Below are 22928 nucleotides of genomic sequence, written 5' to 3'. Positions count from 1 at the left end.
CAGGCGTGAGTTTCGACCTGCCGCGCAACGTCATCCTGCCGGTCGATGCCATCGACGTCAGGCTCGATCCTGGCCCGCATCCATTCGAGCGCGATAATGCCGAGGCGATCGCGGCGAACTGGCGGCGTGAGACCGCATCGAAGCCGGCGCTTTTCGACGGCACTGTGGTGCTGCTTTCCGCACTCAGCTACCGCGACAATCGCCTCGTCGGCCGCTGCCATGCGGTGCGGTATTCGACCTTCATGCTTTGGCGCAGCAATAGACAGGTGCCTGGCGCCGAACATGCCTACGCGCACGCCTTGCTGGTCGCTGGCGACAATGCGCTGGTGGCGATCCGCATGGCGCCGCATACGGTCAATGCCGGGCGCATCTACTTCGCCGCCGGCTCGTTCGAGCCAACCGATTTCCGCGACGGCCTTGTCGACGTCGACTTCAACATGATCCGCGAGGTACGGGAGGAAACCGGCCTCGACCTATCAGGCGCGACACGCGGCAGGCGCCACTACGCCCTGTCGACGGCAAGCGGCACGGTGATCTTTCGCCGCTACCGCGAGACGGCCTCCGCCGACGACCTGGCACAGCGGATCCGCGCTTTCGTCGCGGCCGAGTCAGAGCCTGAAATCGAAGGTCCTGTGATCATCCGCAATGCAGCCGACCTGCCGGACGGATTGATGCCGCATATGAGACCGCTGATCGAATGGCACTTCGCGCAAGGATTCCGACTCTAACGTCGCGACCTGCCTTCAATAGCCTTGCGGTCGCTGCGGGCAGCGACAAAATACAGCAGTACGCCGAGACCCAGGAGTGCCCCCATGGCCGTTCCCATCGTCTGCCCAATTACCTGCTGGAAGTCAGCTGTGACGCGATCGGGATTATCCATTCCATAACGGATCAAATTCCACCAAAGCCCTGCCAATGCGGCTTCGACGATCACCATCGCCAGAGCCAGTCGCCCTCTCTTGCTCATCCATTGTTCCCCCTTAGTCCCCAACAGCATTGTTATCATTGCAGATTGTCCTGCGACAAGGGCAGGTTGCTTATAAAATTGGCAGCGTCGCGAGGCGACATTTGCTGCAACGCTCTATTCATGCCTCAGCGCGTCGATGGGGTTGAGCCGTGCGCCGCGCAGCGCCGGGAAGAAGCCGAACACCATGCCGATCAGCGCGGAAAAGCCGACCGCAAGCAGGATGACCGCCGGGCTTGGCGCAAACGGGATCGTCAGCGTCAGCGAGGCGAGGCCGGCCAATGCCAGGCCGATCAGGATGCCGATGATGCCGCCAAGCAGCGACAGCACCGTCGCCTCGACCAGGAACTGGATGAGGATGTGCTTTTCGTGGGCGCCGATGGCGAGCCTGATGCCGATCTCGCGCGTGCGCTCGGTTACCGACACCAGCATGATATTCATAATGCCGATGCCGCCGACGAGCAGGCTGACGCCGGCGACGGCGCCGAGCATGCCAGTCATGGTGGTGGTGGCGCTGGCCATGGCATCGGCGATCTGGGTCATGTCGCGGATCGAGAAATCATCGTCTCGGTCGGGCGTGATGCGGCGTGTGTCGCGCAAGATGTCCTCGACGCGCTGCTGCAGCACCGTGGTTGGCGTACGGTCGTCGGCGGCGACATAGACCGATTCGATGTCGCGATTGCCGGCAATGCGACGCTGATAGGCGGCGAGCGGCATCAGCACGACATTGTCCTGGTCCTGGCCGAAGCCGGTATAGCCCTTCGGTTCGAGCAAGCCGATGATCTTGCAGGAGGTGCGGTTGACGCGGATGATCTCGCCTTCGGGGTCACCGGCGCCGAAGAACTGCTGGCGCACCGTCTCGCCGATGAGGCAGACGCCGGTGCCCGAGCGGGTTTCCGAATCGCTGAACGGGCGGCCCGAAACCAGCTTCCAGTCGCGAGCATCGAGATAGGCGCTGTCGGTGCCGGTAACGCCCGAGGTCAGGCTTTCGGTGCCGAAAATGACGCGCACCTGCTTTTGCGACGCCGGTGAGATGGCGCGCGCGCCGTCCAGGTGCGCGACAAGCGCTGCAAGATCTCTGTCGCTCAGCGGTCGGACGACCTGATCGAGCCCTCCAGGTCCGCCAGGCCCGGCCGGACGGCCGGAACGAATGACGAGCAGGTTGCTACCAAGCTTGGAAATATCGGACTTGACCTTTTCGGTGGTGCCCGAGCCGATGGTCAGCATGGCGATGACGGCGGCAACGCCGATGACGATGCCGAGCAGCGTCAGGAACGAGCGCAGCACGTTGCGGCGGATGGAGCGGAGCGAGAGGCGGACGGTTTCCCAGATCATGGCTAGGCCATCTCGAGACTGGCTGTATCCGAGGCGACATGGCCATCGAGGAAACGGATCGTGCGCTGGGCATAGCCGGCAACATCTGCTTCGTGCGTGACCATGGCGATGGTCAGGCCGAGCTCGCTGTTCAGCTGCGTCAGGAGCTCCATGATCTCGTGCGTGCGGGCGGTATCGAGATTGCCGGTCGGCTCGTCGGCAACGAGCAGCGTCGGCTTGGTGACGATGGCGCGGGCGATCGCCACGCGCTGCTGCTGGCCGCCGGACAGCTCGGCTGGCGTATGATGCTCGCGGCCAACAAGGCCAACCTCGGCAAGTGCCTGCATGGCAAGGCCGCGACGCTCGCGGGCGCCAACGCCGCGGTAGATCAGCGGCAGTTCGACATTCTCCGCCGCCGTAGTGCGCGGCAAGAGATTATAGCCCTGGAAGACGAAGCCCACATAGAGATTGCGCAGCTGAGCGCGGCGGTTGCGGTCGAGACGGCCGGCATCGATGCCTTCGAAGCAGTAAGTCCCAGCGGTCGGCGTGTCGAGGCAGCCAATGATGTTCATGGCCGTCGATTTGCCGGAACCGGACGGGCCCATGATGGCGACGAATTCGCCGCGTCTGATGGCGAGGTCGACGCCGGCCAGCGCATGCACCCGGGCTTCGCCCTGGCCATAGCTTTTCCACACCTTGTCGAAGCCTATGAGCGTGGTCGCGACCGATGCCACGATCAGCTCCGCTGCTGCGAGGCGGTAATGACTTGTGCGCCTTCCTCCAGGCCGGAGACGATCTCGGTCAGTTCGCCGTCTGTCGAGCCGACCCTGACGTTGACAGGATGCGGCCGCCCATTCTCCAGCAGGTAGAGCGTGCGCGAGCCGTCGGTGGGCTTCGTCGCCGCCTGGTGCTGGCGGTTGCCGCCGGGGCGTCCCATGCGGCCTGTGAACAGGTCGGTGAGGCTCCAGCCGCGCTCCGCCGTCTGGGCCGGCCGGTAGCGGAAGGCGATCGACGGCACGGTGAGCACGTTCCTGGCCTGCTTGGTGACGACCGAGACGGTGGCTGTCATGCCGGGCCGCAACAGAAGTTCGCTGTTGTCGACATCCAGCCTTGCATCGTAAGTGACGACGCCGTCGGTGGTGACTGAGGCATAGTAGATGTCGCGGATTTCGGCGTCGAACGGCCGTTCCGGGAAGGCATCGACGGTGAAGCGCGCATGCTGGCCGGGTTTGACGGCGCCGATATCGGCCTCGTCGACCGCCGCCTTCAACTCCATGTTCTTCAGATCGGCGGCGATGACGAACAGGACCGGCGCCTGCAGCGAAGAGGCGACCGTCTGGCCGGGATCGACCGAGCGCGTCAGTATGATGCCGTCGATCGGAGCGTAGATGGTGCTCTTGGCAAGATCCGTCTGCTGCGCCTTGAGATCGGCACTGGCCATGGCGAGGTTGGCTTTGGCAATATCGAGCGCCGCCTTCGAGCGGTCGCGCGTGGCGGTTGCCGCTTCGAGCGACTGGTCCGTCGCCATGCCGCGCTTGGTGAGTTGTGCCGCGCGCACCAGCGCCTTTTCGTTTTCGGCCAGGGTCACAGTGGCGTCCTCGACGCTCGCCGTCGCTGCCTTGGCGGAGGCCTGGGCGCGCTCGATCTGCACCTCCAACTTTGCGGTGTCGAGCGCAGCCAGCACATCGCCCTTCTTCACCAGCTGGTTCTCGTTGACCGAAACCGACCGGACGACGCCGGAGAGTTCGCTGGAAATATCGACCTGGGTGAGGGGCTGCAGCGTGCCGGTAGCCGAAACCGCGACGGTAAGGTCGGTCATGGCGGCCAGTGTCGTGGTATACTCGATCTTGGCGGGCGAGCCCGCATACCAGGGGTAGCCGACGACACCCGCGGCCACTGCGAGTAGCGCAAGCAGCGCGTAAAACCAACCGCGACGGCGTTTTGTCTTCAGGCCCTGGTGGTCGAGCCCGAGCGCCGTCTCGATGGCGGAAGCGGATTCCGTCTTTGGCAGATTGACAATCTGGTCCACGCCGGCCCCCTATGTTCAGTGATTTCCCATCAGTGCACAAATCAGGCCTTATGGTTCGAAATTCAAATTAAATTTCGCCCATGTTGGGAATGAGGCAGAGGACTTACTGAGATGCGGCCGCGGAATTACTTACTTTACGACGTATTCACCACCAACCGGCTGGCGGGCAATCCGCTGGCCGTGGTGCTCGACTGTAACGGGCTGGACCTTGCTGCGATGCAGGCGGTGGCGCGCGAGTTCAACCTGTCCGAAACCGTCTTCGTGCTGCCGCCTGATAATCCCAAGCATCGGGCCCGCATCCGTATCTTCACACCCGACTATGAAATGCCGTTCGCCGGCCACCCGACCGTCGGCTCGGCGATAGCGCTCGCCGAAATGGCGGGAGAGGCCGCCGGCATCTTCGTGCTCGAGGAGAATATCGGCCCTGTGCGCTGCGCTGTCAGCAAGCACGATGGTTCGACCTTTGCCGAGTTCGACCTGGCGAAACTGCCGGCGCAGCTGGAATTGTCGGCCGCTCCCGAGGCGATCGGCGCGGCCCTTGGCCTTGGGCCGCACGAGATCGGCTTCGAGAACCACCGCGTTTCGTTCTGGTCGGCTGGAGTGCCCTACGTGACCATCCCCGTCGCCAATCTGGAGGCGGCCGCCCGGATCAGGCTGGACAACCAGGCGTGGTCGGAGTTGGCACCACGCAAGAGCGAATGGGCCTTCGCCAGCCCCTATGTGTATTGCCGCGAGACGGTGCACCATGACAGTGCCTTCCATGTCCGCATGATGGTGCCCGGTAATCCGTCCTACGAAGACCCGGCGACCGGCTCAGCGGCGGCCGCGTTCGCCGGCGCGATCATGCATTTCGACGGCCCGACGGACGGCGTTTCACAACTCTGGATCGAGCAGGGGCTGGAGATGGGCCGGCCGTCGCGCATCCGCCTCGAATTGAATGTCGAAGGCGGCGAACTGGCGGCCTCCCGCATCGGCGGCCATGCGGTGAAGGTGGCTGAAGGCAGGCTTTTTGTTTGACGACCTCGGCACTTCGGCGATTTGTCGGGAAATGAATCCCACGGGGCTGGACATGGCGGATGGCGGCGGCTATATGCCCGCCAACGCCGGTTTTACCGGCCGAGTGGGTGCGTAGCTCAGTTGGTAGAGCAGCTGACTCTTAATCAGCGGGTCCACAGTTCAATCCTGTGCGCACCCACCAAAGATTTCAAAAATTTGGTGGAAAAGACCCTGGAATGCGAGACGCGTTGACGCGTCTCGGGCCTGTGGCGATAAGGCGCCGGTTTGATGCTCAGCTGCGAAGCAGCAGTAAATTTTTCTCTTGGCTAGACGTACGGAAAGACAGATGGCAATTTCCGAGCTTGCTGTCTTCTAGTCATTGAGAAGAGAACGCTTGGTACCTGATCACTATGCCATCGTTTATACGGAAGAGACGCGAAGAATCTTCGTGATAATTTCTGAAATTTTCGGTGATTTTGTCCTTACCAAGAGCTGTTCCGGCTCGAATTGCGGCTGCATCGGCTGCATGATGTTCTCGTCGAAAGTGCTGATTGGCGAAGCCGAATTCTCGGTCCTTGAGCTTGATGGATCGAAGGCTCTGGATGAAAATCTGATGGCTTATTCATTCACAGAGGAAGGAGAAACCTTTCTTTTCGGCCTTAGGCACAAGTACAAGGCTTACAAGGGTACGATTAACAAAGAGAAGCTTGACAAGATTTTCAGATTTCCAGATGCCGTTGTCATCATCAAACGTGAGGAGGACGGCACTTTTACCCATTCTTATGTTTCGCCGACCGTGGACGGGCGTGTCATATCACGGGGTTGCCGGGCAACACCGCACTGCCCATGCGTCGGATGCCGGATCGTAGATATGTGGTACACCAAGGCGCCCGGCCATATCACACCTGCGGTGGATATCTCAGAGGGGAGGGCTTCTGCAGAAGGAGAATTGATCCTTCCGGTCTTTGAGGGCGAAGAAATTATTTCGAAGATGCTGACGCGCGACCCGTCCGTTCGCCATGCCTTTTCTCCGAATATCTTCGATTCTCCCCTTGAGCGGATGTTCTACGAGCTCGCCTTTCTAGACCTGCATATATATCCACAGCATCCTGTCGGGAAATATCGCTTGGATTTTGCGATCCCCGACAAGCGCATAGCCATCGAACTCGATGGACATGAATATCATAAGACCAAGTACCAGCGTACCCACGATGCAAAACGAGACCGCTGGTTGTATGGCCAAGGATGGACCGTCTTACGATTTACAGGGACGGAAATTCATCAGAACTTGGACCACTGCCTTGACGAAATATGCACGTTGGTCGGCATCGAGCGTGTGAGTAAGTCCAATAGAGCGCCGTAGAATGTGCAGGCCCGGCCGGCCACAGCTGTGTTATGGGCGGGCTTGTCAAGGCCGGGCTTGAACTTGACCTTCATGGCAATCTAGCGGGTCACTGTGATCTGCGAACCAGGATCCATGCTGCGGTCCCAGAATGCCAGCCGCAACCTCTTGCGGATCAAGCTCATAGGCCGATGTTGAACTGGATCACTTCTCCGAAACACCAGCCTCCGCAAAACTTGCCATCCTGGCATGGCATGCGAGTGCCGAGCGGACGATGTTGACTGCGAGGCAGGCGCCGGAGCCTTCGCCGAGCCTCATACCGAGGTCGAGCAAGGGCGGCAGGCCGAGCGCCTCCAATAGACGACGGTGGCCGGATTCGGCCGAGACATGGGCTGCCAGCGTGTGGGCGAGGCCAGCAGGGTGCAGCGCTGCCAAGGGTGCCGCTGCGGCGGTGCAGACGAAGCCGTCGAGCAATACCGGCACGCCGAGATGACGCGCAGCCAGCGTCGCACCAAGGATCGCCGCGAGCTCGCGGCCGCCGAGGGCTGCCGCTACCTTCAGCGGATCGGCCAGCGCCGGGGCGTGGCGCTTCAGGCCGGCCTCGATGGCGACGATCTTGCGCACGAGGCCGGCATCGTCGACGCCGGTGCCGCGCCCAGTCCATCGTTCGGCGCCGCCGCCGAACAGCGCGGTTGAGATGGCCGCCGCCGGCGTGGTGTTGCCGATGCCCATTTCGCCGAAGCAGACGAGGTCGAGGTCCTTGCTGACCGCGTCGTAGCCGGCCGAGACAGCGGCGAGGAAGGCCTCGTCGTCCATCGACACCTCTTGCGTGATATCGCCGGTCGGATGATCCAGATCAAGCGGGATGACGTCTAGCTCCGCGCCGGCGATGCGGGCAAGCTGGTTGATGGCGGCGCCGCCGCCGGCGAAATTCGCCACCATCTGCACGGTGACCTCCGACGGGAAGGCCGACACGCCTTGCGCGGTGACGCCGTGATTGCCGGCGAAGACGAAGACCTTGACACGGTCGAGCTTTGGCATGTCGCGGCCCTGCCAGCGCGCCAGCCAGGCGACTATTGTCTCCAGCCGGCCAAGGCTGCCTTGCGGCTTGGTCAGCGTGTCCTGGCGGCGGGCGACGGTATTGGCCGCGGCGTCGCTGCCAATGGGCAGGCCGAGGCAGGCGGCGCGCAGTTCATCGAGCGATTTGAAAGGCATGGGGGCAAAATCTCCGAAACAGAGTCAGGAAAGGGAAATGGAAGCGACGAGCAGGATTGCGATCTCGCCCAGCTGCTGAAGGGCGCCGACGGTGTCGCCGGTCTGGCCGCCGATCTGATTGAGGCAAAGCGCGCGGAAGGCGGCGAATAACAGACCGAGCAGGATGATCGCGAAAACGGCAGCGCCGAACCCAAGCGTCAGCAGTGCGACCGCACCGAGTACGGCACCGATGCCAGCTGTTTTAGCCGCGACGGTGCCCGCTTCGGCCGAAAGGCCGTCGCTGCGGGCCGGCTGCAGCAGGTGCATGAAGGCGCCGAGCAGGCCGCGCGAGGCGGCATGCGCGGCAATGAGGGCCCAGAAGACATGAGCCGGGCCGGCGAGTTCTGAGAGCGCGCTCCAGCGGATCAGCAGCGAGATGCCGAGCGCGCAGGCGCCGTAGGCACCGATGCGGCTGTCACGCATGATCTCCAATTTCCTGTCGCGGGTCTTGCCGCCGCCAAAACCATCAGCAACATCCGACAGCGCGTCCTCATGCAGGCAGCCGGTGACAAGCAAGATCGCGGCAAGGGCGAACGCTGCAGCAGGACCTCCGGCTAGGCCCAGTCTCGTGCCGACGGCGTAGGCCAGCGCACCGGCCATAGCGACGGCGAGACCGGCGACCGGTGCAGCCCAGATCGCAGCGGCAAGGCTGCGGCCACGGAAGTCGGCTCGCGGCAGCGGCAGCCGGGTAAAGAAGACGAGGCAAAGCGCGATATCATCGAGAATTTGCTGTTGCGAGGCCTTCATCCGGCCCTCGCAATGGCATGGAAGAACGTGCCGCTGACATTGCCGCGCCGGTAGCCGGAGGCGCCGAGCGGGTTGCCTTGCCCGTCGGCGAGATCGGCCAGCGGCCCGTCATTGCCGGTCGCAACCATCTGCGCGTAGTGGAATTCATGGCCGCGGATCAGCGTGCCTTGGCTGCCGAGCGGACAGCCGGACCGCAGCCGCGCCTCGCGGTAGCCGAGATTCATCTTGCGCTTGGCGAAGCTGGTCGAATGGCCGAGCAGGCCAAGCATCCGATGCGTCTCGCCCGATGCATCCTCGAGCGCCGCGCCGAGCACCATGAAGCCGCCGCACTCGCCATGCACCGGCCGCGTGGCGGCGAACCTCGCCATGCCCGCCCTGAAATTCGCAGCGGCGGCGAGGCGGCCGGCGTGGAGCTCGGGATAGCCGCCGGGCAGCCAGCAGACATCGCAATTGTCGCCGGGCGCTTCATCGGCGAGCGGCGAGAATGGGACGATCTCGGCGCCGGCCTTGCGCCAATGCGCGGCAACGTGCGGATAGAGGAAGGTAAAGGCGGCGTCCTCGGCGAGTGCAATGCGCTGGCCGGGGGGCGGCAGCGCGTCGCCGAAATTGCCCGGCGCGGGCGTGAATGGCGCCGCCAGAGCCATGATGGCGTCGAGGTCGAGCGAGTGCTCGACCATATCGGCCAGCCGGTCGAGATGCGCCATCAGATTCTCATATTCGCCGGCCTGAACGAGGCCGAGATGACGTTCGGGCAGGTTGAGCGAGGGATCGCGCAGGATAGCGCCGACGACAGGCAAGCCGAGCGCTTCGATGGCATCGCCGCACAGTCGGCGGTGGCGTTCACTGCCCAATCGGTTGAGCACGACACCGGCCATGCGCACATCGGGGTCATAAGTAGCAAAGCCCTTGGCAACGGCCGCCGCCGTGGTCGACTGGCCGGAAACGTCGAGCACCAGCAGCACCGGCAGGCCATAAAGTCGGGCAAGGTCGGCGGCCGAGCCGGTGCGGCCCGGAGCAGCCGGAATTCCATCGAACAGGCCCATGGCGCTTTCGAGGAAGATAAAATCGGCATCTTCGGTCGCTTCGCCGGCCAGTGCGTTAAGCAGGGCGGGCGGCATTGCCCAGCTGTCGAGGTTGATGCCGGACAAGCCTGTGGCGGCGGTGTGGAAGCCGGGATCGATATAGTCCGGGCCGGACTTGGCGCCGCGCACCTTCAGGCCGCGCCGGGCGAGCGCGCGCAGAATGCCGATGGTGACGCTGGTCTTGCCCGAGCCCGAGCGCGGCGCGCCGATGATGATGGCGCGGGTCATGGCTCGCCCGCCAGTGCCGCACGCATAGCGACAATACCGCCGACGACGATCAGCGCCGGCGAGGTCAGACCGGCGGCTGCTGCCTCTTCCGCAATGGTGGCGAGCGTGGCGACGACGATCCGTTCCTGCGGTGTCGTCGCAGCGACAATCACCGCGGTGGGCGTCGAAGGCGCCAGCCCGCCCTCGAGCAGCGAGGCGGCGATCAGTGGCAGATTGGCCATGCCCATATAGATGACCACCGGCTGGCCGGTACGGGCGATGGCCGCCCAGTCGAGGTCGTCATCGGTGCCGGCGGCGTGACCGGTCGCCAGGATCAGCGCCTTGTTGATGCCGCGCATGGTGCCGGGAATGCCGGTGGCGGCCAGCGCGCTGAGGCCGGACGTCAGGCCAGGCAGGATGCGGAACGGGATGGTTTTCCCGGCCAGCGCAAGCGCCTCTTCGCCGCCACGCCCGAAAATATAGGGGTCGCCGCCCTTCAGCCTGACGACGCGCCGGCCCGCGCGCGCCAGCCGAACCAGCAGAGCGGTAATGTCGTCCTGCTTCATCGATGGTTTGCCACCGCGCTTGCCGGCATAGAACAGTTCCGCGCCCTCGGCGACGGCGACGACCGCGGGCGAGACCAGCGCGTCATAAACCAGCGCGTCGCACTGTCCGAGGGCGGCCAGCACTTCCAGCGTCAGGCAGCCGGGATCGCCAGGGCCGGCACCGGCCAGCCAGACATGACCGGGCTCCAGCTGGCGCGGCTTGAAGTCCAGCCGGGTGAGCGCCTGCTCGACCGTAGTGTTTCTATTGCTGCCGCTCACAACCCGCCCCGTCCGCGAAAGCGCCGCTGGTAGTGCGCGTCATACAGTGAACTTTCGCCAAAGCCTTCCGCCGCCAGCGAGCGGCCGACGAAGATGATTGCCGTGCGCTCCATCGGATCGGCGGCCAATTGCGCCTCGATGGTGGCCAGCGTGGCGGTCAGCACGCGCTCGTCCGGCCAGGAGGCACGGAAGACGACCGCGACCGGGCAGTCGGCGCCGTAATGCGGCGTCAGCTCGGCGACGACGCGGTCGATGGCGTGGATGGCAAGGTGGATGGCCAGCGTGGCGCCGGTGCGGCCGAAGCCGGCCAGCGTTTCGCCGGGCGGCATTTTCGAGGCGCGGCCGGAGATGCGGGTCAGCACCAGGCTTTGCGCGACTTCTGGAATGGTCAGCTCGCGGCGCAGCGCTGCCGCCGCAGCGGCGAAGGACGGCACGCCCGGCGTCAGCGTATAAGGGATACCATGCTTCTCCAGCCGGCGGATCTGCTCGGCAACTGCGCTCCAGACAGACAAATCACCGGAATGCAGGCGGGCGACATCATGGCCGGCCGCGTGGGCGGCCACATATTCGGCCTCGATCTCGTCGAGTGACATCGGCGCGGTGTCGATCAACCTCGTTCCGGGCGCGCAGTGCTGCAACAGCTCCGGCGCCACGATCGATCCGGCATAGAGGCAGACGGGACAACTGCCGAGCAGGCGGCTGCCGCGCAAGGTGATGAGATCGGCAGCACCCGGGCCGGCACCGATGAAGTGAACGGTCATGCCGCATCTCCGCTGATGGCGATGGCGCAGGTGACAGCACCGAGCACCGTGCGCGGTCCGAGCAGCTTTGCGCCTTTGCCGGCGGCGGCAAGCGCCGAGGCTTCGGAAACAGACGGCGTGCTGGCATGCTCCTGTGATAGGTCGGAGTGGCTGGTCGTAGATGCAGCTTTGAGTTCGTCCTGCTCGACAACGATCACCGGGAGGCGGAGTTCACGTCCGGCGGCGAAGATTGCCGCTTCATCCTGCTTGAGAGACGCGGTCGCGAGGGCTGAAAGCGCGGGCAGGGCAAGCCCGTGCGCCTCCAGCGCGGTTTCTACCGCAGCAAGCACGTCGCGTGCGCTGACACCTTTGCGGCTGCCGATGCCCGCGACCATCATGGCTTGGCCCAACTCCATTGCGTGACCGGCATAGCCGGCCGCCAGGCCTGCATCGAACCAACCGGCGAAGCACGGGATATAGCGATCCGGGTAAGCTCGCCTCCGAGCGCAGCGTGACGGGAAAGCAGCAGTACCTCCATCTCCAGGGTCACTGCGTTGGCGACTAGGCGGCCGCCGGCAGGTAAGGCATCGATGGCTGTTTCCAGCACGCCGGCATCGCTGCCGCCGCCGCCGATGAAGATCGCTGCCGGCGTTTCCAGCCCGGCAAGAGCTTGCGGTGCCGAATCTTCAACGACGGCGAGACCGGGAACGCCGCAGGCCGCGGCGTTGCGTCGGATGCGGGCGGCGCGGGACGGATCGGCCTCAACGGCGATGGCACGCATGGAAGGATGGGCCAGCATCCATTCGATGCCGATGGAGCCCGATCCGGCGCCGATGTCCCACAGCAGTTCGCCGCGCCTTGGCGCGAGAGCGGACAGGGTGACGGCGCGCACTTCACGCTTGGTGATCTGGCCGTCATGCTCGAACAAAAGATCGGCACGTCCCGCTGTCAGCGGCAGGATGGGTGCTTGCGGAGTCGATTCAACTTCGATCGCGAGCACGTTGAGCGGATTGATCTTTGCGAGGTCGAAGGTGCCGGCGCTCGCCGAGCGCAGCCTTTCGTTCGGCCCACCCAGCGCCTCCAGCACCGTCAGCCGCGACGCGCCGAAGCCGAGCTCGGTCAGGAGACGGGCAATCGCTTCCGGTGCATCGCGGTCCGAAGTCAGCGCGAGAATGCGGGTGCAATCATGCAGCAACGGCCGGATCAGGTCGAGCGAGCGGCCATGCAGCGAGACGGTCTCGACGTCCTGCAGCGCCCAGCCCAGGCGTGAGGCGGCCAGCGAAAAGGCCGAGGGCGCGGGGATCACCCGCATATCCTCTGCCGCGACCTTGCGGGCGAGGATGACGCCGACACCGTGGTAGAAGGGATCGCCGGAGGCCAGCACGCAGACGCGTCTGCCGGAGAGCGCCAGCACGTCGCGCATCTCGGCATCGAAAGGCGTCGGCCAGGCGCGCGCTTCACCTTTGACCAGTGATGCGACAAGGGCGAGGTGGCGCTTGCCGCCGAAGACGAACTCGGCCTCAGCGATCAACCGCTTGGCCTCGTCGCCGAGACCCGCTACACCGTCCTCGCCGATGCCGACGATCGTGAGCCACTTTGAGGTGAGCTTGGCGCCGCGCGGAGCTTCAGCAGGCATGATGACCCACCGCATTCTGATCCTCGGCGGAACCACCGAAGCACGGCAACTGGCCGGCAAGCTTGCCGCGCGCGCGGATATTTCGGTCATGCTGTCGCTGGCCGGTCGCACCGAAAACCCGGCCGCGCAGGGGGTGCCGGTGCGGGTCGGCGGCTTCGGCGGTGCCGGCGGGCTGGCGTTTTATCTCCACCAGAACAAGATCGACCTGCTGATTGACGCCACGCATCCCTATGCGGCGCAAATCTCCGCCAATGCTGCGGACGCTGCGGGCATGACCGGCGTGCCTATCGTTGCGCTCAGGCGTCCCGAATGGGAGGCGGTCGAAGGTGATCGCTGGATGTTGGTCGACACCGTTGCCAGCGCGGTGACGGCTTTGGGATCGGTGCCGCGCCGTGTGTTCCTGGCGCTCGGGCGGCAGGAGGTCGCTGCCTTCGAGGCAGCTCCCCGGCATCATTATCTCATTCGCAGTGTCGACCCGGTCGAGCCCAGGCTCGCTGTGCCCGACGCGGCCTATCTCTTGGCGCGCGGGCCGTTTCATGAGGTCGATGAGCGCGCGCTGCTTCAAGAGCACCGCATCGATGTCGTCGTTTCCAAAAACAGCGGCGGCGAGGCGACCTACGGCAAGATCGCGGCGGCGCGGGCCCTCGGCGTCGAGGTGGTCATGATCCGCAGGCCGGCGTTGCCGGACGTTACGTCGGCCGAAACCATCGAATCGCTTGCCGCTATGGTCGATCATTTTCTGGTCGGTCATGTTCTTAGGCCAGCTGCCGAACGCGGCGTGTAGACCAGCGCGGCCTTGTCACGCCGCTTGATGATCCTGGTTTCCGGCGAGCCGATGATGATGCAGGTCGCCATGTCGGCCTTCGCGGCATCGGCGTCGGCCAGCAGAAAAACCTCGATGCGCTCGTCGGGACGGCCGGCGGCACGGCCGAAGATCACCGGCGTGGTGCCGGGCAGGATCGCCGTCAGGCACTCGAAGGCGCGGCCAAGCTGCCAGGGGCGTGCCTTGCTGATCGGATTGTAGAGCGCGATCACGAAGCCGGCGCCCGCCGCGGCAAGTAGGCGCAGCTCGATCAAATCCCACGGCTTCAGATTGTCGGACAACGAGATGGCGCAGAAATCATGGCCGAGCGGCGCGCCGATGCGGGCGGCGACAGCGAGCATGGCGGTGATGCCGGGCACGATAGCGATATCGACCGTGCGCCATTCGGGTGGGCCCGCCTCGATCGCCTCGCAGACGGCCGCCGCCATGGCGAAGACGCCGGGATCGCCGCCCGACACGACGGCGACATCGTGGCCTTCCGCAGCCTTCAGCAGCGCGTCCCTGGCGCGTGCGAGTTCCTCGCGATTATCGGAAGCGACGCGGGTCTGGTCGGGGCGCAGATCGAGCCGGTCGAGATAAGGCTTGTAACCATAGAAGAATTTTGCCTCGGCAACGGCGCGGCTTGCCTCCGGCGTCACCTGGTCGGCGTTGCCGGGCCCGAGGCCGATGACGGTGAGGCGGCCGCTCATGCTTCGGCTCTCAATGCGCTAGGCCGGCCCGACCAGCCGGCCACCAGCACGATGGCGAAATAGGGCGCCTGGTCGTCCTTTTTGTCGGCCAGCCGCATCGAGACGCCGCCCGGCATGGTGCCGCGCTCGACATAGATGGCCCGCGCCAGCTTGTCGGTTGCCTCCAGCGCGCGCCTGATCTTGGGCAGGTTGCGGCCGACCTTCATGATCACCGCAGCGTCGGTATCGGCGAGGCGACGCGTCAGCTCGAATTCGCTCATCGTGCCCGGCAGCACCGTCAGCACGTCGTCGCCCTGGACGATCGGCAGGCCGGTCGCCGACCAGCAGCCGGACATGGCGGTGACGCCCGGGATGACTTCGGTCGGAAAACGGTGCGCCAGCCGGACATGAAGATGCATGTAGGAGCCGTAGAAAAGCGGATCGCCTTCCGAAAGCACCGCGACCATCCTGCCGGCGCTGAGGTGCGCGGCGACCTTTTCGGCCGATTGCTCATAGAAATCGGTGATCTGCGAGCGGTAATCGCTGTGATCCTTGTCGATCTCGGTCGTCACCGGATAGAGCAGCGGCAGTTCAATCAAATCGGGGCGAAAATGCGCGCCGACGATGGCGCGCGCATTGCTGTTGTTGCCGCGCTTGGCGAAATGCGCAACGACATCGGCCTCGGCCAGCGCACGCACCGCCTTCAGCGTCAGCAGGTCGGGGTCGCCGGGACCGGTGCCGACGCCGACCAGTCGACCTTTTGCGATCACGTTCATAGGCCCGGCCTCGCCAATGCATTGAGGGCGGCGGCGGTCATGGCGCTGCCGCCCAGCCGGCCGCGCACGACGGCGTAAGGCACGCCATAGGAATTTTCGGCCAGCGCATCCTTCGATTCGGCGGCACCGACAAACCCGACCGGCATGCCGATAATCGCCGCCGGCTTCGGCGCGCCGTCGCGCAGCTTTTCCAGCAGATAAAACAGCGCGGTTGGCGCATTGCCGATGGCGACGACCGAACCGGCCATGCGCTCGCCCCACAGATCGATGGCGGCGGCCGAGCGGGTGTTGCCGATCTTTTTCGCGATGTCGGCGGTCCGCGGATCGCGCAGCGTGCAGATCACCTCGTTGCCGGCCGGCAGCCGGGCGCGCGTGACGCCGTGCGAGACCATCTGCGCGTCGCAGAAGATCGGCGCACCGGCGCCCAGCGCCGTGCGCGCAGCGGCGACGAAATCGCTCGAGAAAACGAAATGTCGCGCTGCCTCGACCTGGCCGCAGGCGTGGATCATGCGGATAGCGATTTCGGCCTCGGCTTCGGAAAAGCGCGACAGGTCGGCCTCGGCGCGGATAATGGCGAAGGAGCGCTCGTAGATCGCCGTGCCATCATGGATGTAGTCGTAGGCGTTCTGGGCGGGCATGCTCATTCCTGTCGATAGATTTCGGTGATGCCGGGCGCGCCGAGCCTTGCCAGGCAGGCGACAGCAGTTTCGCCGGAATGTCGTGCGCTGCGGATCGCCGCTGCAATGCGGCCGATGCTGTGCGCGGCGTCGTAGCCCGGCCTGTATCCGGCGGGCAATGCCTTTGCCGTCCCGTCCACGACAAGTCCGGCTCCGTTTTCGCCACCGACCAGGGTCAGCGCCGCCGGACCGGGATGGGCGCAGCCCTTGGCGCAGCCGGAGATGTGCAGCGTTAAGGAGGAATCGAGGATGTCGCGGTTTTCTGTAGCGATGATCTCGGCGATGTCGCGGGTGGCGATGCGGCCGGAGGCGCAGGCGGGTGCGCCGGGGCAGGTGGCGATCCTGGTGCGCGGATCGGCTGCGTCGGTGACAAAGCCGAGGGTAGCGGCGGTGTTTTGAAGGGGCTGGTTGGCGGCTGCCGGCTGACCGAGGAGAAGCAGGCCCCGCCTCGGGGCCAGGCGGATTTCGACTGTGCCAAGAGTGAGGGCACTCTGCGCGAGGCCGGTGAGTTTATCTGCGGGCATGCTGCCGTAGGGCAGGCCGATGCCGAGAGCGTGGCCGTTACTCAGGTTGAAGATACCAATGGGCGGGCGATGGCGCTCTACGGCGCCCCCCTCTGTCCTGCCGGACATCTGCCCCTCTAGGGGGGAGATTGCACCTTGGTCTCCGCCTTCGCTAATCGCCGAAGTCGCGCCGAATACCGAGGCAGCAGAAGGACGGCCGTCGGCGGAACTGCCGATCTCCCCCCTAGAGGGGCAGATGTCCGGCAGGACAGAGGGGGGCGCGAAGGAATGCCAGCTTGCGAGTGATCTACGCTGCCGTTCCGTCAAATCCCTTGCATGAGCTTCGCGGCCTTTTTCGGCGACCATCCTGAGAATCGCGACGGCGATATCACGGGCAGCATCTTTCTCGATCATGGCGAGAGGCCTGACATTCTGCCCGTCGCCAGCAACAGCTATCCGCCAGCGGACGCCCGCGTCGGTTCTGATCGCAGCCAGTCGTACATCGGCCACTACCGCATCCATCGTCAGTTGCCCGCCGCCATCGACAACGACCGAAACCTTCGGACCGAGCCTTGCCGTTAGACCAGCCTCTTCAATCGCCACCCTGATCCGCTCTGTCAGCGGTCGCGGATCGGCGATCTCCTGCGGATCGATGCCCGCTAGCGGGCCAGTCTCGACCGGCACGCCTGTGCGCACGGCGATGCCGAGCGCGTCGACCTCCATTGCCAGCAGCCGCGCGCTTGCCGGCGTCAGGCCGCGGATCTGCAGGCTGCCGCGGGCGGTCACTTCCATGATGCCGTTGCCATGGCGCAAGGCGGATTCGCAGAGTCCGATCAACGATTTCGGCAACAGTCCTCCAGCGACCGGATTGAGCCGCACCAGCAGCCCGTCGCCGGTCTGCATCGGCGCGGACAAGGCAGGGCAGGCGTCACGGCGCGAGAAAGCGTTCATGCCGCCACTCCCAGAGCTTGCGCTTCGGCAATCAGTGCGGCGAGATCGTCATCGATGGAATTGCGCAGCGGATGCCAGAGCCCGCGCCGCCGTGCCGAGAGAAAACGCTCGGCGATGACTTTTGCGGCTGAAGGGTTTTCGCGCAGGATGAAGGCGCGGACCACGGGGTCGCCGAGATAGGCGTCGTGCACGGCCTCGATAAGCGTGCCCGATATGGCATGGGTAGTCTCGGCAAAGCCGACAAGCCGGTCGACCGTCTCGGCGAATTCCGAGGCGCCGCGCGGGCCATGACGCATCTGGCCGGCGATGAAGCGCGGATTGACCGCGCGGGCGCGAACTACCCGGGATACGGCCTCACTGATCGAGCGCGGCTTGGGCTTTTGCGGGTCCGTGGTGTCGAGCACGATCACGTCGGCGTTCTTGCCGAGCGCGGCAAGCGCTGCCGAAAAGCCGCCGATGAAGGCGACGTCGGCCGAGCCTTCGAGGATGTCGCGGCCGGGGTCGTCGCCGGTATGAACCAGAAGGTCGGCCTCGGCGAGGCGATCCTCGAAAGCGCCGGGCGCCGAAATGCCTTTGCCCTCGCAGCCGCCATAGGCGTGCGAGGTGGCGGCGAGATAGGTGCGGCCGATCTCTTCGCGCGCGGCCCAGTCGCCGCTCGACAACAAGTCCTCGACGCCCGCGCCGTAACTGCCCGGCGAGGTGCCGAAAATGCGCGGGCTGATCTTGCCGTCGATGCGGGTCCTAGCGGCGAGCGGGTTTTCCGAATCGTCCTCGTCGCGGGTCGCCACCGCGTTGGCCGCGGCGTCGATCAGCGCGATCTGGGTCGGGAACATGTCGCGGAACAAGCCCGATATGCGCCAGGTGACATCGATGCGCGGACGGCCGAGTGTTGCCGGCGGCAGCACATCTATGCCGGTGATGCGGCCGGTGGCTGAATCCCATTGCGGCCGGCAGCCCATCAGCGCCAGGCCTTGCGCGATCTCCTCGCCGCCGGTGCGCAGTGAGGCCGACCCCCACAGGTCGATGACCAGCGAGCGCGGCCAGTCGCCATGCGATTGCATGTAGCTGCGGACCACTTCTTCCGCTGCCACCTTGCCCAGATCATGGGCGGTCGGCGTCGGCATGGTGCGTGGGTCGGCGGTGAAAAGATTGCGGCCGGTCGGCAGAACATCGCGCCGACCCCGTGCCGGCGCACCGGCCGGACCGGCAGCGACGTGGCGGCCGTCGAGGGCGGCAAGCAGCGCGGTTTTTTCAGCTGCCGCGCTTTCCCGCCGCAACGGATCAGCCTCGCCTTCCGGCGAGCGGCCGTAAATGTGCAGGCCGTCCTTGATGGCGAAATCCTTGAGATCGCAGAGCCAGGCGTCGATGCGGCGCAAAGCCTCGTCGGCTGCGTCGGTCCTGGCGACACCAGCCTCTGAGGCGAGGCCGGTCTTTTCCGCCGTTTCGACTATCAGCTTCGCCAGGCGGTCGCGGCGGCGGCGGTCGAGCCCGTCGGCCTGGGCATATTCGTCGACCAGTCGTTCAAGCCTGTGCTGGTTTTCGTCCAGCCCGGCGCCGGTCAGCGGCGGCGGCAGATGGCCAAGCGTGACGGCGGCAACGCGCCGCTTGGCTTGCGCTGCCTCGCCTGGATTGGAGACGATGAAGGGGTAGACGACGGGCAGGGCGCCGGTGACGATTTCGGGAAAGCAGTTTTCGCTGAGCGCAACGGTCTTGCCGGGCAGCCATTCCAGCGTGCCGTGGGCGCCGACATGGACAATTGCATGGATGCCGAGCGACTGGCGCAGCCAGAGGCCAAAGGCGACCAGCGCATGGCGCGGCGGCAATGTCGGGTCGTGATAGTCGGCGCGGCGGTCGACTGAGCGCCCGCGATCGGGGGCGAGCGCCACGGTGATGTTGCCGAACGTGGCCGTGCGGAAGCGGAATTTGGCGACAGCAGGCGCTTGAACACCCCCCTCTGTCCTGCCGGACATCTCCCCCGCAAGGGGGGAGATTGCGCTCTCATTGCCGGTTTCGCCAATCACTGAGGTTGCAGAACGGGTGCCGTCGGCGAAACGGCCAATCTCCCCCCTTGAGGGGGAGATGTCCGGCAGGACAGAGGGGGGCGCCTCGCGCGAACCTGTCTCATCTTCCGCCTTACCCCATGCCGCCTCCACGGCAGCGAGTGCCGCAGTCGGTAACTCTGCAGAAAGAGCGAGATAATCGTCCAGTCTCAGCCCACCATTCCCCCGTTCCAGCAAATCCAACAACTCCCTTGGCGTTTGCGGAATCCTTTCAACGGCGTAGCCCTGTTCGCTCAGATCGTGCAGCATTGCCAGCACGCTGGACGGCACGTCGAGGCCGACGGCGTAGCCGGTGCGACCGGGGGCGCTCGGATAGTCGGGGATCAGGATGGCGAGCTTGCGTTCCGCGCGCGGCGTCCGCCGCAGGCGCACGAATGCCTCGATACGGTTCGCCACTTGCGCGACGCGGTCGGGCTCTGGCCGGTTGGCGAAGGCGCGGAAGGCCAATGCGGGATCGGTTTCGCTTTCGCCCTTGAAGGAAATGGCGCCGGCCAGGATGCGGCCGTCGAGCTCGGGCAGGACGACATGCATGGCAAGGTCGGCGGGCGCCAGGCCGCGCTGATTGGTTTGCCAGATGTCGCGGCGGGTGGTTGCGACGATGACCTGGAACACCGGCACGCCGGCGCGGTCGAACAGGGTTTCAACGCCCGGCTCGGCCCCAGAGGCGAAAGCTGTGGCGGTGATGATGGCGGCAGGCTTCAGCGTTGCAAGCGCGGTTTCAACAAAGGCGAGTGAGGCCGGGTCCTTGAGGCTGGAGACGAAGATAGGCACGGGAGCCATGCCGCGCGCGCTCAGCGCTTCGAAAAGCGCGTCGATGGGCGCGACGTCGGCCGCGAGCAGCATCGAACGGTAGAAGAGGATTGGCACGACGTCCCCCTCCCTCTCGAGGGGAGGGTGGCCCGAAGGGCCGGGTGGGGTCATTGCGGCAGTGCTCGACGCCTCTTTGAGTTGGCGCGCTTCGGAGAGGACCCCATCCCCGGCCTGCGGCCGGACCCTCCCCTCGAGGGGGAGGGGGACGCCGCGTTCTACGACCCCCAGTCCCGGCTCGTAAAATCCAGCCTTTGGCACGCTAACGGGTTCGGCTACCGCCGCACCAGATCCAGCGAGACTTGCCAGCCTCTGCACCAGCGCCGTCATATTTGCCGGCCCGCCCTCGCGAAAATAGCCAAGCAGGGCGTCCAACTCCTCGCGCGGCAGCGTCGAGCCTTCGATCAGTCGCAAATCCTCGTCGTGGCTCTCGCCCGGTAGGAGCGCCAGCTTGATACCGCGATTTCGCGCGATAACGGCGAGCTGGTCGCAGCCATAGCGCCACCACTCGTAGCCGCCGAGAATGCGGACCAGAATGACCTTGGCGTGGCGGGCGACGCTCTCGGTCCAGAGGTCGACGGACATCGGATGGCGCAGGTCGCGCAAGGCGGCGAGCCGCATCGAGGGCAGGCGGTCCGCATCCGCCTTCCACGCCGCCGCCAGCCCGGCCAGGTCGCTGTCGGTGAAGGACAGGGCCACGACATCCGCAGGCGTTTGCCTGAGATCGACAGGCTCGGCGAGATCGTCGAGCGAGGCGGATGTGGTGGTGAGGATGTGCATCGCGGCTTGTACCTGGGGTCAGCCGGCGAGGATACGCTCTATCGCCGGGCGGTTCAGCCCTTTCAGACCGATGACGACAAGGCGCGAGCGGCGATCGTCTTCAGCGGTCCAGGCCCGGTCGTAATAATGGTTGACGCGCGGGCCGACGGCCTGCAGCAGGAGCCGCATCGGCTTGCCGCCAACCTCGACGAAGCCCTTGACGCGCAACACGTTTTCTTCCTCCGCCGCCGTGGCGACGCGTTGTGCGAGCTCGTCCGGGTTAGACACGGACGCGATGTCGATGACGAACGAGTCAAAATCGTCATGTTCGTGGTCGAGCTCGTCGTCGTGATGGGTTTTGCGGTTCTCTATGTCGTCCTCGACGGCGAGGCCGAGGCCGAGCAGCACCGACGGATCGACCTTGCCTTGCGAAGTCGGCACGATCTTCACCGCCCGCGCAACATGCTTGCCGATGACGGCATTGGCACGGGCCGAGCCGGCTGCGTCCATCAGGTCGCTCTTCGAGAGGATGATCAGGTCGGCGCAAGCGAGCTGGTCCTCGAATACTTCCTCGACCGGATCGTCGTGTTCGAGCGTCTCGTCCTGCGCGCGCTGCGCCTGCAGGGCGTCCATGTCGTTGGCGACGCGCCCATCAGCCAGCGCCGGTCCGTCGACGACGGCGATAACGCCATCGACGGTCACCCGGCTCTTGACCGACGGCCACTGGAAGGCCTGGACCAGCGGCTTGGGCAGGGCCAGCCCGGACGTCTCGATCAGGATATGGTCGACCCTCGGCATCAGCGACAGGATCTGGTCGAGTGCCGGGACGAAATCGTCGGCGACAGTGCAGCAGATGCAGCCATTGGCCAGCTCGACAATGTTTTCCTCGGGGCAGGTGTCGATGCCGCAGCCCTTCAGGATCTCGCCGTCGATGCCGATGTCGCCGAACTCGTTGACGATGATGGCCAGCCGCTTGCCTTTGGCGTTTTCGAGCAAATGGCGGATCAATGTCGTCTTGCCGGCGCCGAGAAATCCGGTAACGACGGTGCAGGGGACGCGCGAAAGGGGGGCAGCGGTCATATCAAGTCCTTCAAAAGGTCGAGGGGAGGGATGCGGGCAACCAGACCGCGCTTCAGGCAATCGGGACGGCCGCGCCACGGAATGAGCCCATCCGTCGAGGTGGCGAACAGCTTTGCGCCGGTCACGAGATCGGCGCCGCTGGTCGCGGTCAGGTCGCCGAAGACGTAACTCCAGCAGCCGTCGCGCAGCATGGCGGCGCTGAGCCGGCGCTTGCAATTGCCGAGGCATTCGACGGTGCGGATTTTGATGTTTTCGCCGGAAGCGGCGCGGCGCGTGTCCTCGGCGAGCAGTTCGCCGGCGCGGGGATGAGCGTCCGAACCGGTCTCGTCACGGCAGGAAGAGCAGACGATGACGGTAACGCCGGCCGGGGAATCGTCAGGGCCGGACAATAAATCCGCTGTCTCAGCCGAAAAACTGCTGTCGCGTTCCAAATCAGGCTCCTTGCCCGGAAAACCCGCCAGGCGATCGGATTCTTATGTCCTAGACGGCAGGTCTCCTGGCTCGCGGGTCATCGCCTTGGTGCCGCCTTCCCGGGAATATCCCAGTGGTTTTCGGCTTTGGCTCGTCGCTTACAGTTGCGGGGACAGCCGCGGATTTGAAATCGAGATTTCGCACCGCATTCCCTCTTGGCCCCTGCCGTTGCGGGCAGGGGACCGTCTGAAACGGATTTAGGCTTGTGGAGGCAGTCG

At 65.2% G+C, this 22928-nt stretch carries 22 protein-coding genes, 1 tRNA gene and 1 riboswitch; of the genes, 5 read left to right on the top strand and 18 right to left on the bottom strand.

Going from position 1 to position 22928, the window contains the following annotated elements; all coding sequences use genetic code 11:
- Positions 1–5 precede the first annotated feature (5 nt).
- A complete protein-coding gene (locus NKH42_RS19095) occupies positions 6–728 on the top strand; it encodes a hypothetical protein (RefSeq protein ID WP_352691645.1) in 723 nt (240 codons plus the stop codon).
- Here the strand turns inward: NKH42_RS19095 and NKH42_RS19090 are convergent.
- From NKH42_RS19090 to NKH42_RS19075, 4 genes are all read right to left on the bottom strand, one after another.
- Entirely contained in the window at positions 725–967 is a 243-nt protein-coding gene (locus NKH42_RS19090) for a hypothetical protein (protein WP_352477528.1), read from the bottom strand. The two genes, NKH42_RS19095 and NKH42_RS19090, sit on opposite strands and share 4 nt — an antisense overlap.
- A 114-nt stretch (positions 968–1081) precedes the next feature.
- Positions 1082–2299, bottom strand: a complete 1218-nt coding sequence (locus tag NKH42_RS19085; protein ID WP_352753525.1) for an ABC transporter permease — start codon at positions 2297–2299, stop codon at positions 1082–1084.
- Positions 2300–2301: 2 nt separating this feature from the next.
- The gene (locus tag NKH42_RS19080; protein ID WP_352751380.1) at positions 2302–3012 is read right to left on the bottom strand and encodes an ABC transporter ATP-binding protein; all 711 of its coding nucleotides are present in this window, start codon (positions 3010–3012) and stop codon (positions 2302–2304) included.
- 2 nt (positions 3013–3014) lie between these two features.
- Positions 3015–4307, bottom strand: coding sequence for an efflux RND transporter periplasmic adaptor subunit (locus NKH42_RS19075; protein WP_352751378.1), 1293 nt, complete (start codon positions 4305–4307; stop codon positions 3015–3017).
- A 111-nt stretch (positions 4308–4418) separates the two neighbouring features.
- On the opposite strand from NKH42_RS19075, the gene NKH42_RS19070 reads away from it, so the two are divergent.
- The 3 genes from NKH42_RS19070 to NKH42_RS19060 all read left to right on the top strand — a co-directional run bounded on the left by NKH42_RS19070 (position 4419) and on the right by NKH42_RS19060 (position 6666).
- Positions 4419–5324, top strand: a complete 906-nt coding sequence (locus NKH42_RS19070; protein ID WP_352751377.1) for a PhzF family phenazine biosynthesis protein — start codon at positions 4419–4421, stop codon at positions 5322–5324.
- Positions 5325–5429: 105 nt separating this feature from the next.
- Positions 5430–5505, top strand: a tRNA-Lys gene (locus tag NKH42_RS19065).
- A 192-nt stretch (positions 5506–5697) separates the two neighbouring features.
- Positions 5698–6666 (top strand): endonuclease domain-containing protein, encoded by a 969-nt coding sequence (locus NKH42_RS19060; RefSeq protein ID WP_352751375.1) that lies wholly within the window; start codon positions 5698–5700, stop codon positions 6664–6666.
- 183 nt (positions 6667–6849) lie between these two features.
- Here NKH42_RS19060 and cobT read toward each other — a convergent pair whose 3' ends face one another.
- The 7 genes from cobT to cbiE are packed head-to-tail and all read right to left on the bottom strand — an operon-like array spanning position 6850 to position 13135.
- Positions 6850–7860, bottom strand: coding sequence for a nicotinate-nucleotide--dimethylbenzimidazole phosphoribosyltransferase (cobT, locus tag NKH42_RS19055; protein WP_352751374.1), 1011 nt, complete (start codon positions 7858–7860; stop codon positions 6850–6852).
- 24 nt (positions 7861–7884) lie between these two features.
- The gene (gene cobS, locus NKH42_RS19050; RefSeq protein WP_352751373.1) at positions 7885–8646 is read right to left on the bottom strand and encodes an adenosylcobinamide-GDP ribazoletransferase; all 762 of its coding nucleotides are present in this window, start codon (positions 8644–8646) and stop codon (positions 7885–7887) included.
- Positions 8643–9956 (bottom strand): cobyrinic acid a,c-diamide synthase CobB, encoded by a 1314-nt coding sequence (locus NKH42_RS19045; RefSeq protein ID WP_352751371.1) that lies wholly within the window; start codon positions 9954–9956, stop codon positions 8643–8645. The genes cobS and NKH42_RS19045 overlap by 4 nt, the downstream gene beginning before the upstream one ends.
- Positions 9953–10759, bottom strand: a complete 807-nt coding sequence (gene cobA, locus NKH42_RS19040; protein ID WP_352477538.1) for a uroporphyrinogen-III C-methyltransferase — start codon at positions 10757–10759, stop codon at positions 9953–9955. The genes NKH42_RS19045 and cobA overlap by 4 nt, the downstream gene beginning before the upstream one ends.
- Positions 10756–11520: a precorrin-4 C(11)-methyltransferase gene (cobM, locus tag NKH42_RS19035; RefSeq protein ID WP_352751370.1), complete on the bottom strand. Its 765-nt coding sequence runs from the start codon at positions 11518–11520 to the stop codon at positions 10756–10758. The genes cobA and cobM overlap by 4 nt, the downstream gene beginning before the upstream one ends.
- Positions 11517–11897, bottom strand: coding sequence for a cobalamin biosynthesis protein (locus tag NKH42_RS19030; RefSeq protein ID WP_352505688.1), 381 nt, complete (start codon positions 11895–11897; stop codon positions 11517–11519). Before NKH42_RS19030 ends, cobM begins: the two co-directional genes overlap by 4 nt.
- Complete coding sequence (cbiE, locus tag NKH42_RS19025) at positions 11894–13135, bottom strand: precorrin-6y C5,15-methyltransferase (decarboxylating) subunit CbiE (protein ID WP_352505689.1); 1242 nt, start codon at positions 13133–13135, stop codon at positions 11894–11896. The genes NKH42_RS19030 and cbiE overlap by 4 nt, the downstream gene beginning before the upstream one ends.
- 1 nt (position 13136) lies before the next feature.
- Here cbiE and NKH42_RS19020 point away from each other — a divergent pair, with 1 nt between their 5' ends.
- The gene (locus tag NKH42_RS19020; RefSeq protein WP_352505690.1) at positions 13137–13919 is read left to right on the top strand and encodes a cobalt-precorrin-6A reductase; all 783 of its coding nucleotides are present in this window, start codon (positions 13137–13139) and stop codon (positions 13917–13919) included.
- On the opposite strand, the gene NKH42_RS19015 is transcribed toward NKH42_RS19020, so the two are convergent.
- Genes NKH42_RS19015 through NKH42_RS18985 form a run of 7 tightly spaced genes read right to left on the bottom strand, consistent with a single transcriptional unit; the run spans position 13883 to position 22670 of the window.
- A complete protein-coding gene (locus NKH42_RS19015; protein ID WP_352505691.1) occupies positions 13883–14647 on the bottom strand; it encodes a precorrin-3B C(17)-methyltransferase in 765 nt (254 codons plus the stop codon). The two genes, NKH42_RS19020 and NKH42_RS19015, sit on opposite strands and share 37 nt — an antisense overlap.
- The gene (locus tag NKH42_RS19010; protein ID WP_352505692.1) at positions 14644–15402 is read right to left on the bottom strand and encodes a precorrin-2 C(20)-methyltransferase; all 759 of its coding nucleotides are present in this window, start codon (positions 15400–15402) and stop codon (positions 14644–14646) included. The genes NKH42_RS19015 and NKH42_RS19010 overlap by 4 nt, the downstream gene beginning before the upstream one ends.
- A complete protein-coding gene (locus tag NKH42_RS19005; RefSeq protein WP_502896042.1) occupies positions 15399–16046 on the bottom strand; it encodes a precorrin-8X methylmutase in 648 nt (215 codons plus the stop codon). The genes NKH42_RS19010 and NKH42_RS19005 overlap by 4 nt, the downstream gene beginning before the upstream one ends.
- Positions 16043–17533 (bottom strand): precorrin-3B synthase, encoded by a 1491-nt coding sequence (cobG, locus tag NKH42_RS19000; RefSeq protein WP_352505694.1) that lies wholly within the window; start codon positions 17531–17533, stop codon positions 16043–16045. The genes NKH42_RS19005 and cobG overlap by 4 nt, the downstream gene beginning before the upstream one ends.
- Positions 17530–21180, bottom strand: coding sequence for a cobaltochelatase subunit CobN (locus tag NKH42_RS18995; RefSeq protein WP_352505695.1), 3651 nt, complete (start codon positions 21178–21180; stop codon positions 17530–17532). The genes cobG and NKH42_RS18995 overlap by 4 nt, the downstream gene beginning before the upstream one ends.
- 18 nt (positions 21181–21198) lie before the next feature.
- The gene (cobW, locus tag NKH42_RS18990) at positions 21199–22239 is read right to left on the bottom strand and encodes a cobalamin biosynthesis protein CobW (RefSeq protein WP_352688103.1); all 1041 of its coding nucleotides are present in this window, start codon (positions 22237–22239) and stop codon (positions 21199–21201) included.
- A complete protein-coding gene (locus NKH42_RS18985) occupies positions 22236–22670 on the bottom strand; it encodes a DUF1636 family protein (protein WP_352688105.1) in 435 nt (144 codons plus the stop codon). Before NKH42_RS18985 ends, cobW begins: the two co-directional genes overlap by 4 nt.
- A gap of 38 nt (positions 22671–22708) precedes the next feature.
- Positions 22709–22912, bottom strand: a riboswitch (cobalamin riboswitch).
- Between the last annotated feature and the right edge of the window lie 16 nt (positions 22913–22928).

This window comes from Mesorhizobium sp. M1142 (genome assembly GCF_040318565.1).
GTDB lineage: Bacteria > Pseudomonadota > Alphaproteobacteria > Rhizobiales > Rhizobiaceae > Mesorhizobium.
This window is presented reverse-complemented; position numbering and strand designations above follow the sequence as displayed.

What these genes read in the sequence shown, in the direction of transcription:
- NKH42_RS19090 (WP_352477528.1), bottom strand. Translation starts at nt 967, where the DNA reads ATGAGCAAGAGAGGGCGACTGGCTCTGGCGATGGTGATCGTCGAAGCC.
- NKH42_RS19085 (WP_352753525.1), bottom strand. Translation starts at nt 2,299, where the DNA reads ATGATCTGGGAAACCGTCCGCCTCTCGCTCCGCTCCATCCGCCGCAAC.
- NKH42_RS19070 (WP_352751377.1), top strand. Translation starts at nt 4,419, where the DNA reads ATGCGGCCGCGGAATTACTTACTTTACGACGTATTCACCACCAACCGG.
- cobT (WP_352751374.1), bottom strand. Translation starts at nt 7,860, where the DNA reads ATGCCTTTCAAATCGCTCGATGAACTGCGCGCCGCCTGCCTCGGCCTG.
- cobS (WP_352751373.1), bottom strand. Translation starts at nt 8,646, where the DNA reads ATGAAGGCCTCGCAACAGCAAATTCTCGATGATATCGCGCTTTGCCTC.
- NKH42_RS19045 (WP_352751371.1), bottom strand. Translation starts at nt 9,956, where the DNA reads ATGACCCGCGCCATCATCATCGGCGCGCCGCGCTCGGGCTCGGGCAAG.
- cobM (WP_352751370.1), bottom strand. Translation starts at nt 11,520, where the DNA reads ATGACCGTTCACTTCATCGGTGCCGGCCCGGGTGCTGCCGATCTCATC.
- NKH42_RS19030 (WP_352505688.1), bottom strand. Translation starts at nt 11,897, where the DNA reads ATGATGGTCGCGGGCATCGGCAGCCGCAAAGGTGTCAGCGCACGCGAC.
- cbiE (WP_352505689.1), bottom strand. Translation starts at nt 13,135, where the DNA reads ATGCCTGCTGAAGCTCCGCGCGGCGCCAAGCTCACCTCAAAGTGGCTC.
- NKH42_RS19020 (WP_352505690.1), top strand. Translation starts at nt 13,137, where the DNA reads ATGACCCACCGCATTCTGATCCTCGGCGGAACCACCGAAGCACGGCAA.
- NKH42_RS19015 (WP_352505691.1), bottom strand. Translation starts at nt 14,647, where the DNA reads ATGAGCGGCCGCCTCACCGTCATCGGCCTCGGGCCCGGCAACGCCGAC.
- NKH42_RS19010 (WP_352505692.1), bottom strand. Translation starts at nt 15,402, where the DNA reads ATGAACGTGATCGCAAAAGGTCGACTGGTCGGCGTCGGCACCGGTCCC.
- NKH42_RS19005 (WP_502896042.1), bottom strand. Translation starts at nt 16,046, where the DNA reads ATGAGCATGCCCGCCCAGAACGCCTACGACTACATCCATGATGGCACG.
- cobG (WP_352505694.1), bottom strand. Translation starts at nt 17,533, where the DNA reads ATGAACGCTTTCTCGCGCCGTGACGCCTGCCCTGCCTTGTCCGCGCCG.
- NKH42_RS18995 (WP_352505695.1), bottom strand. Translation starts at nt 21,180, where the DNA reads ATGCACATCCTCACCACCACATCCGCCTCGCTCGACGATCTCGCCGAG.
- cobW (WP_352688103.1), bottom strand. Translation starts at nt 22,239, where the DNA reads ATGACCGCTGCCCCCCTTTCGCGCGTCCCCTGCACCGTCGTTACCGGA.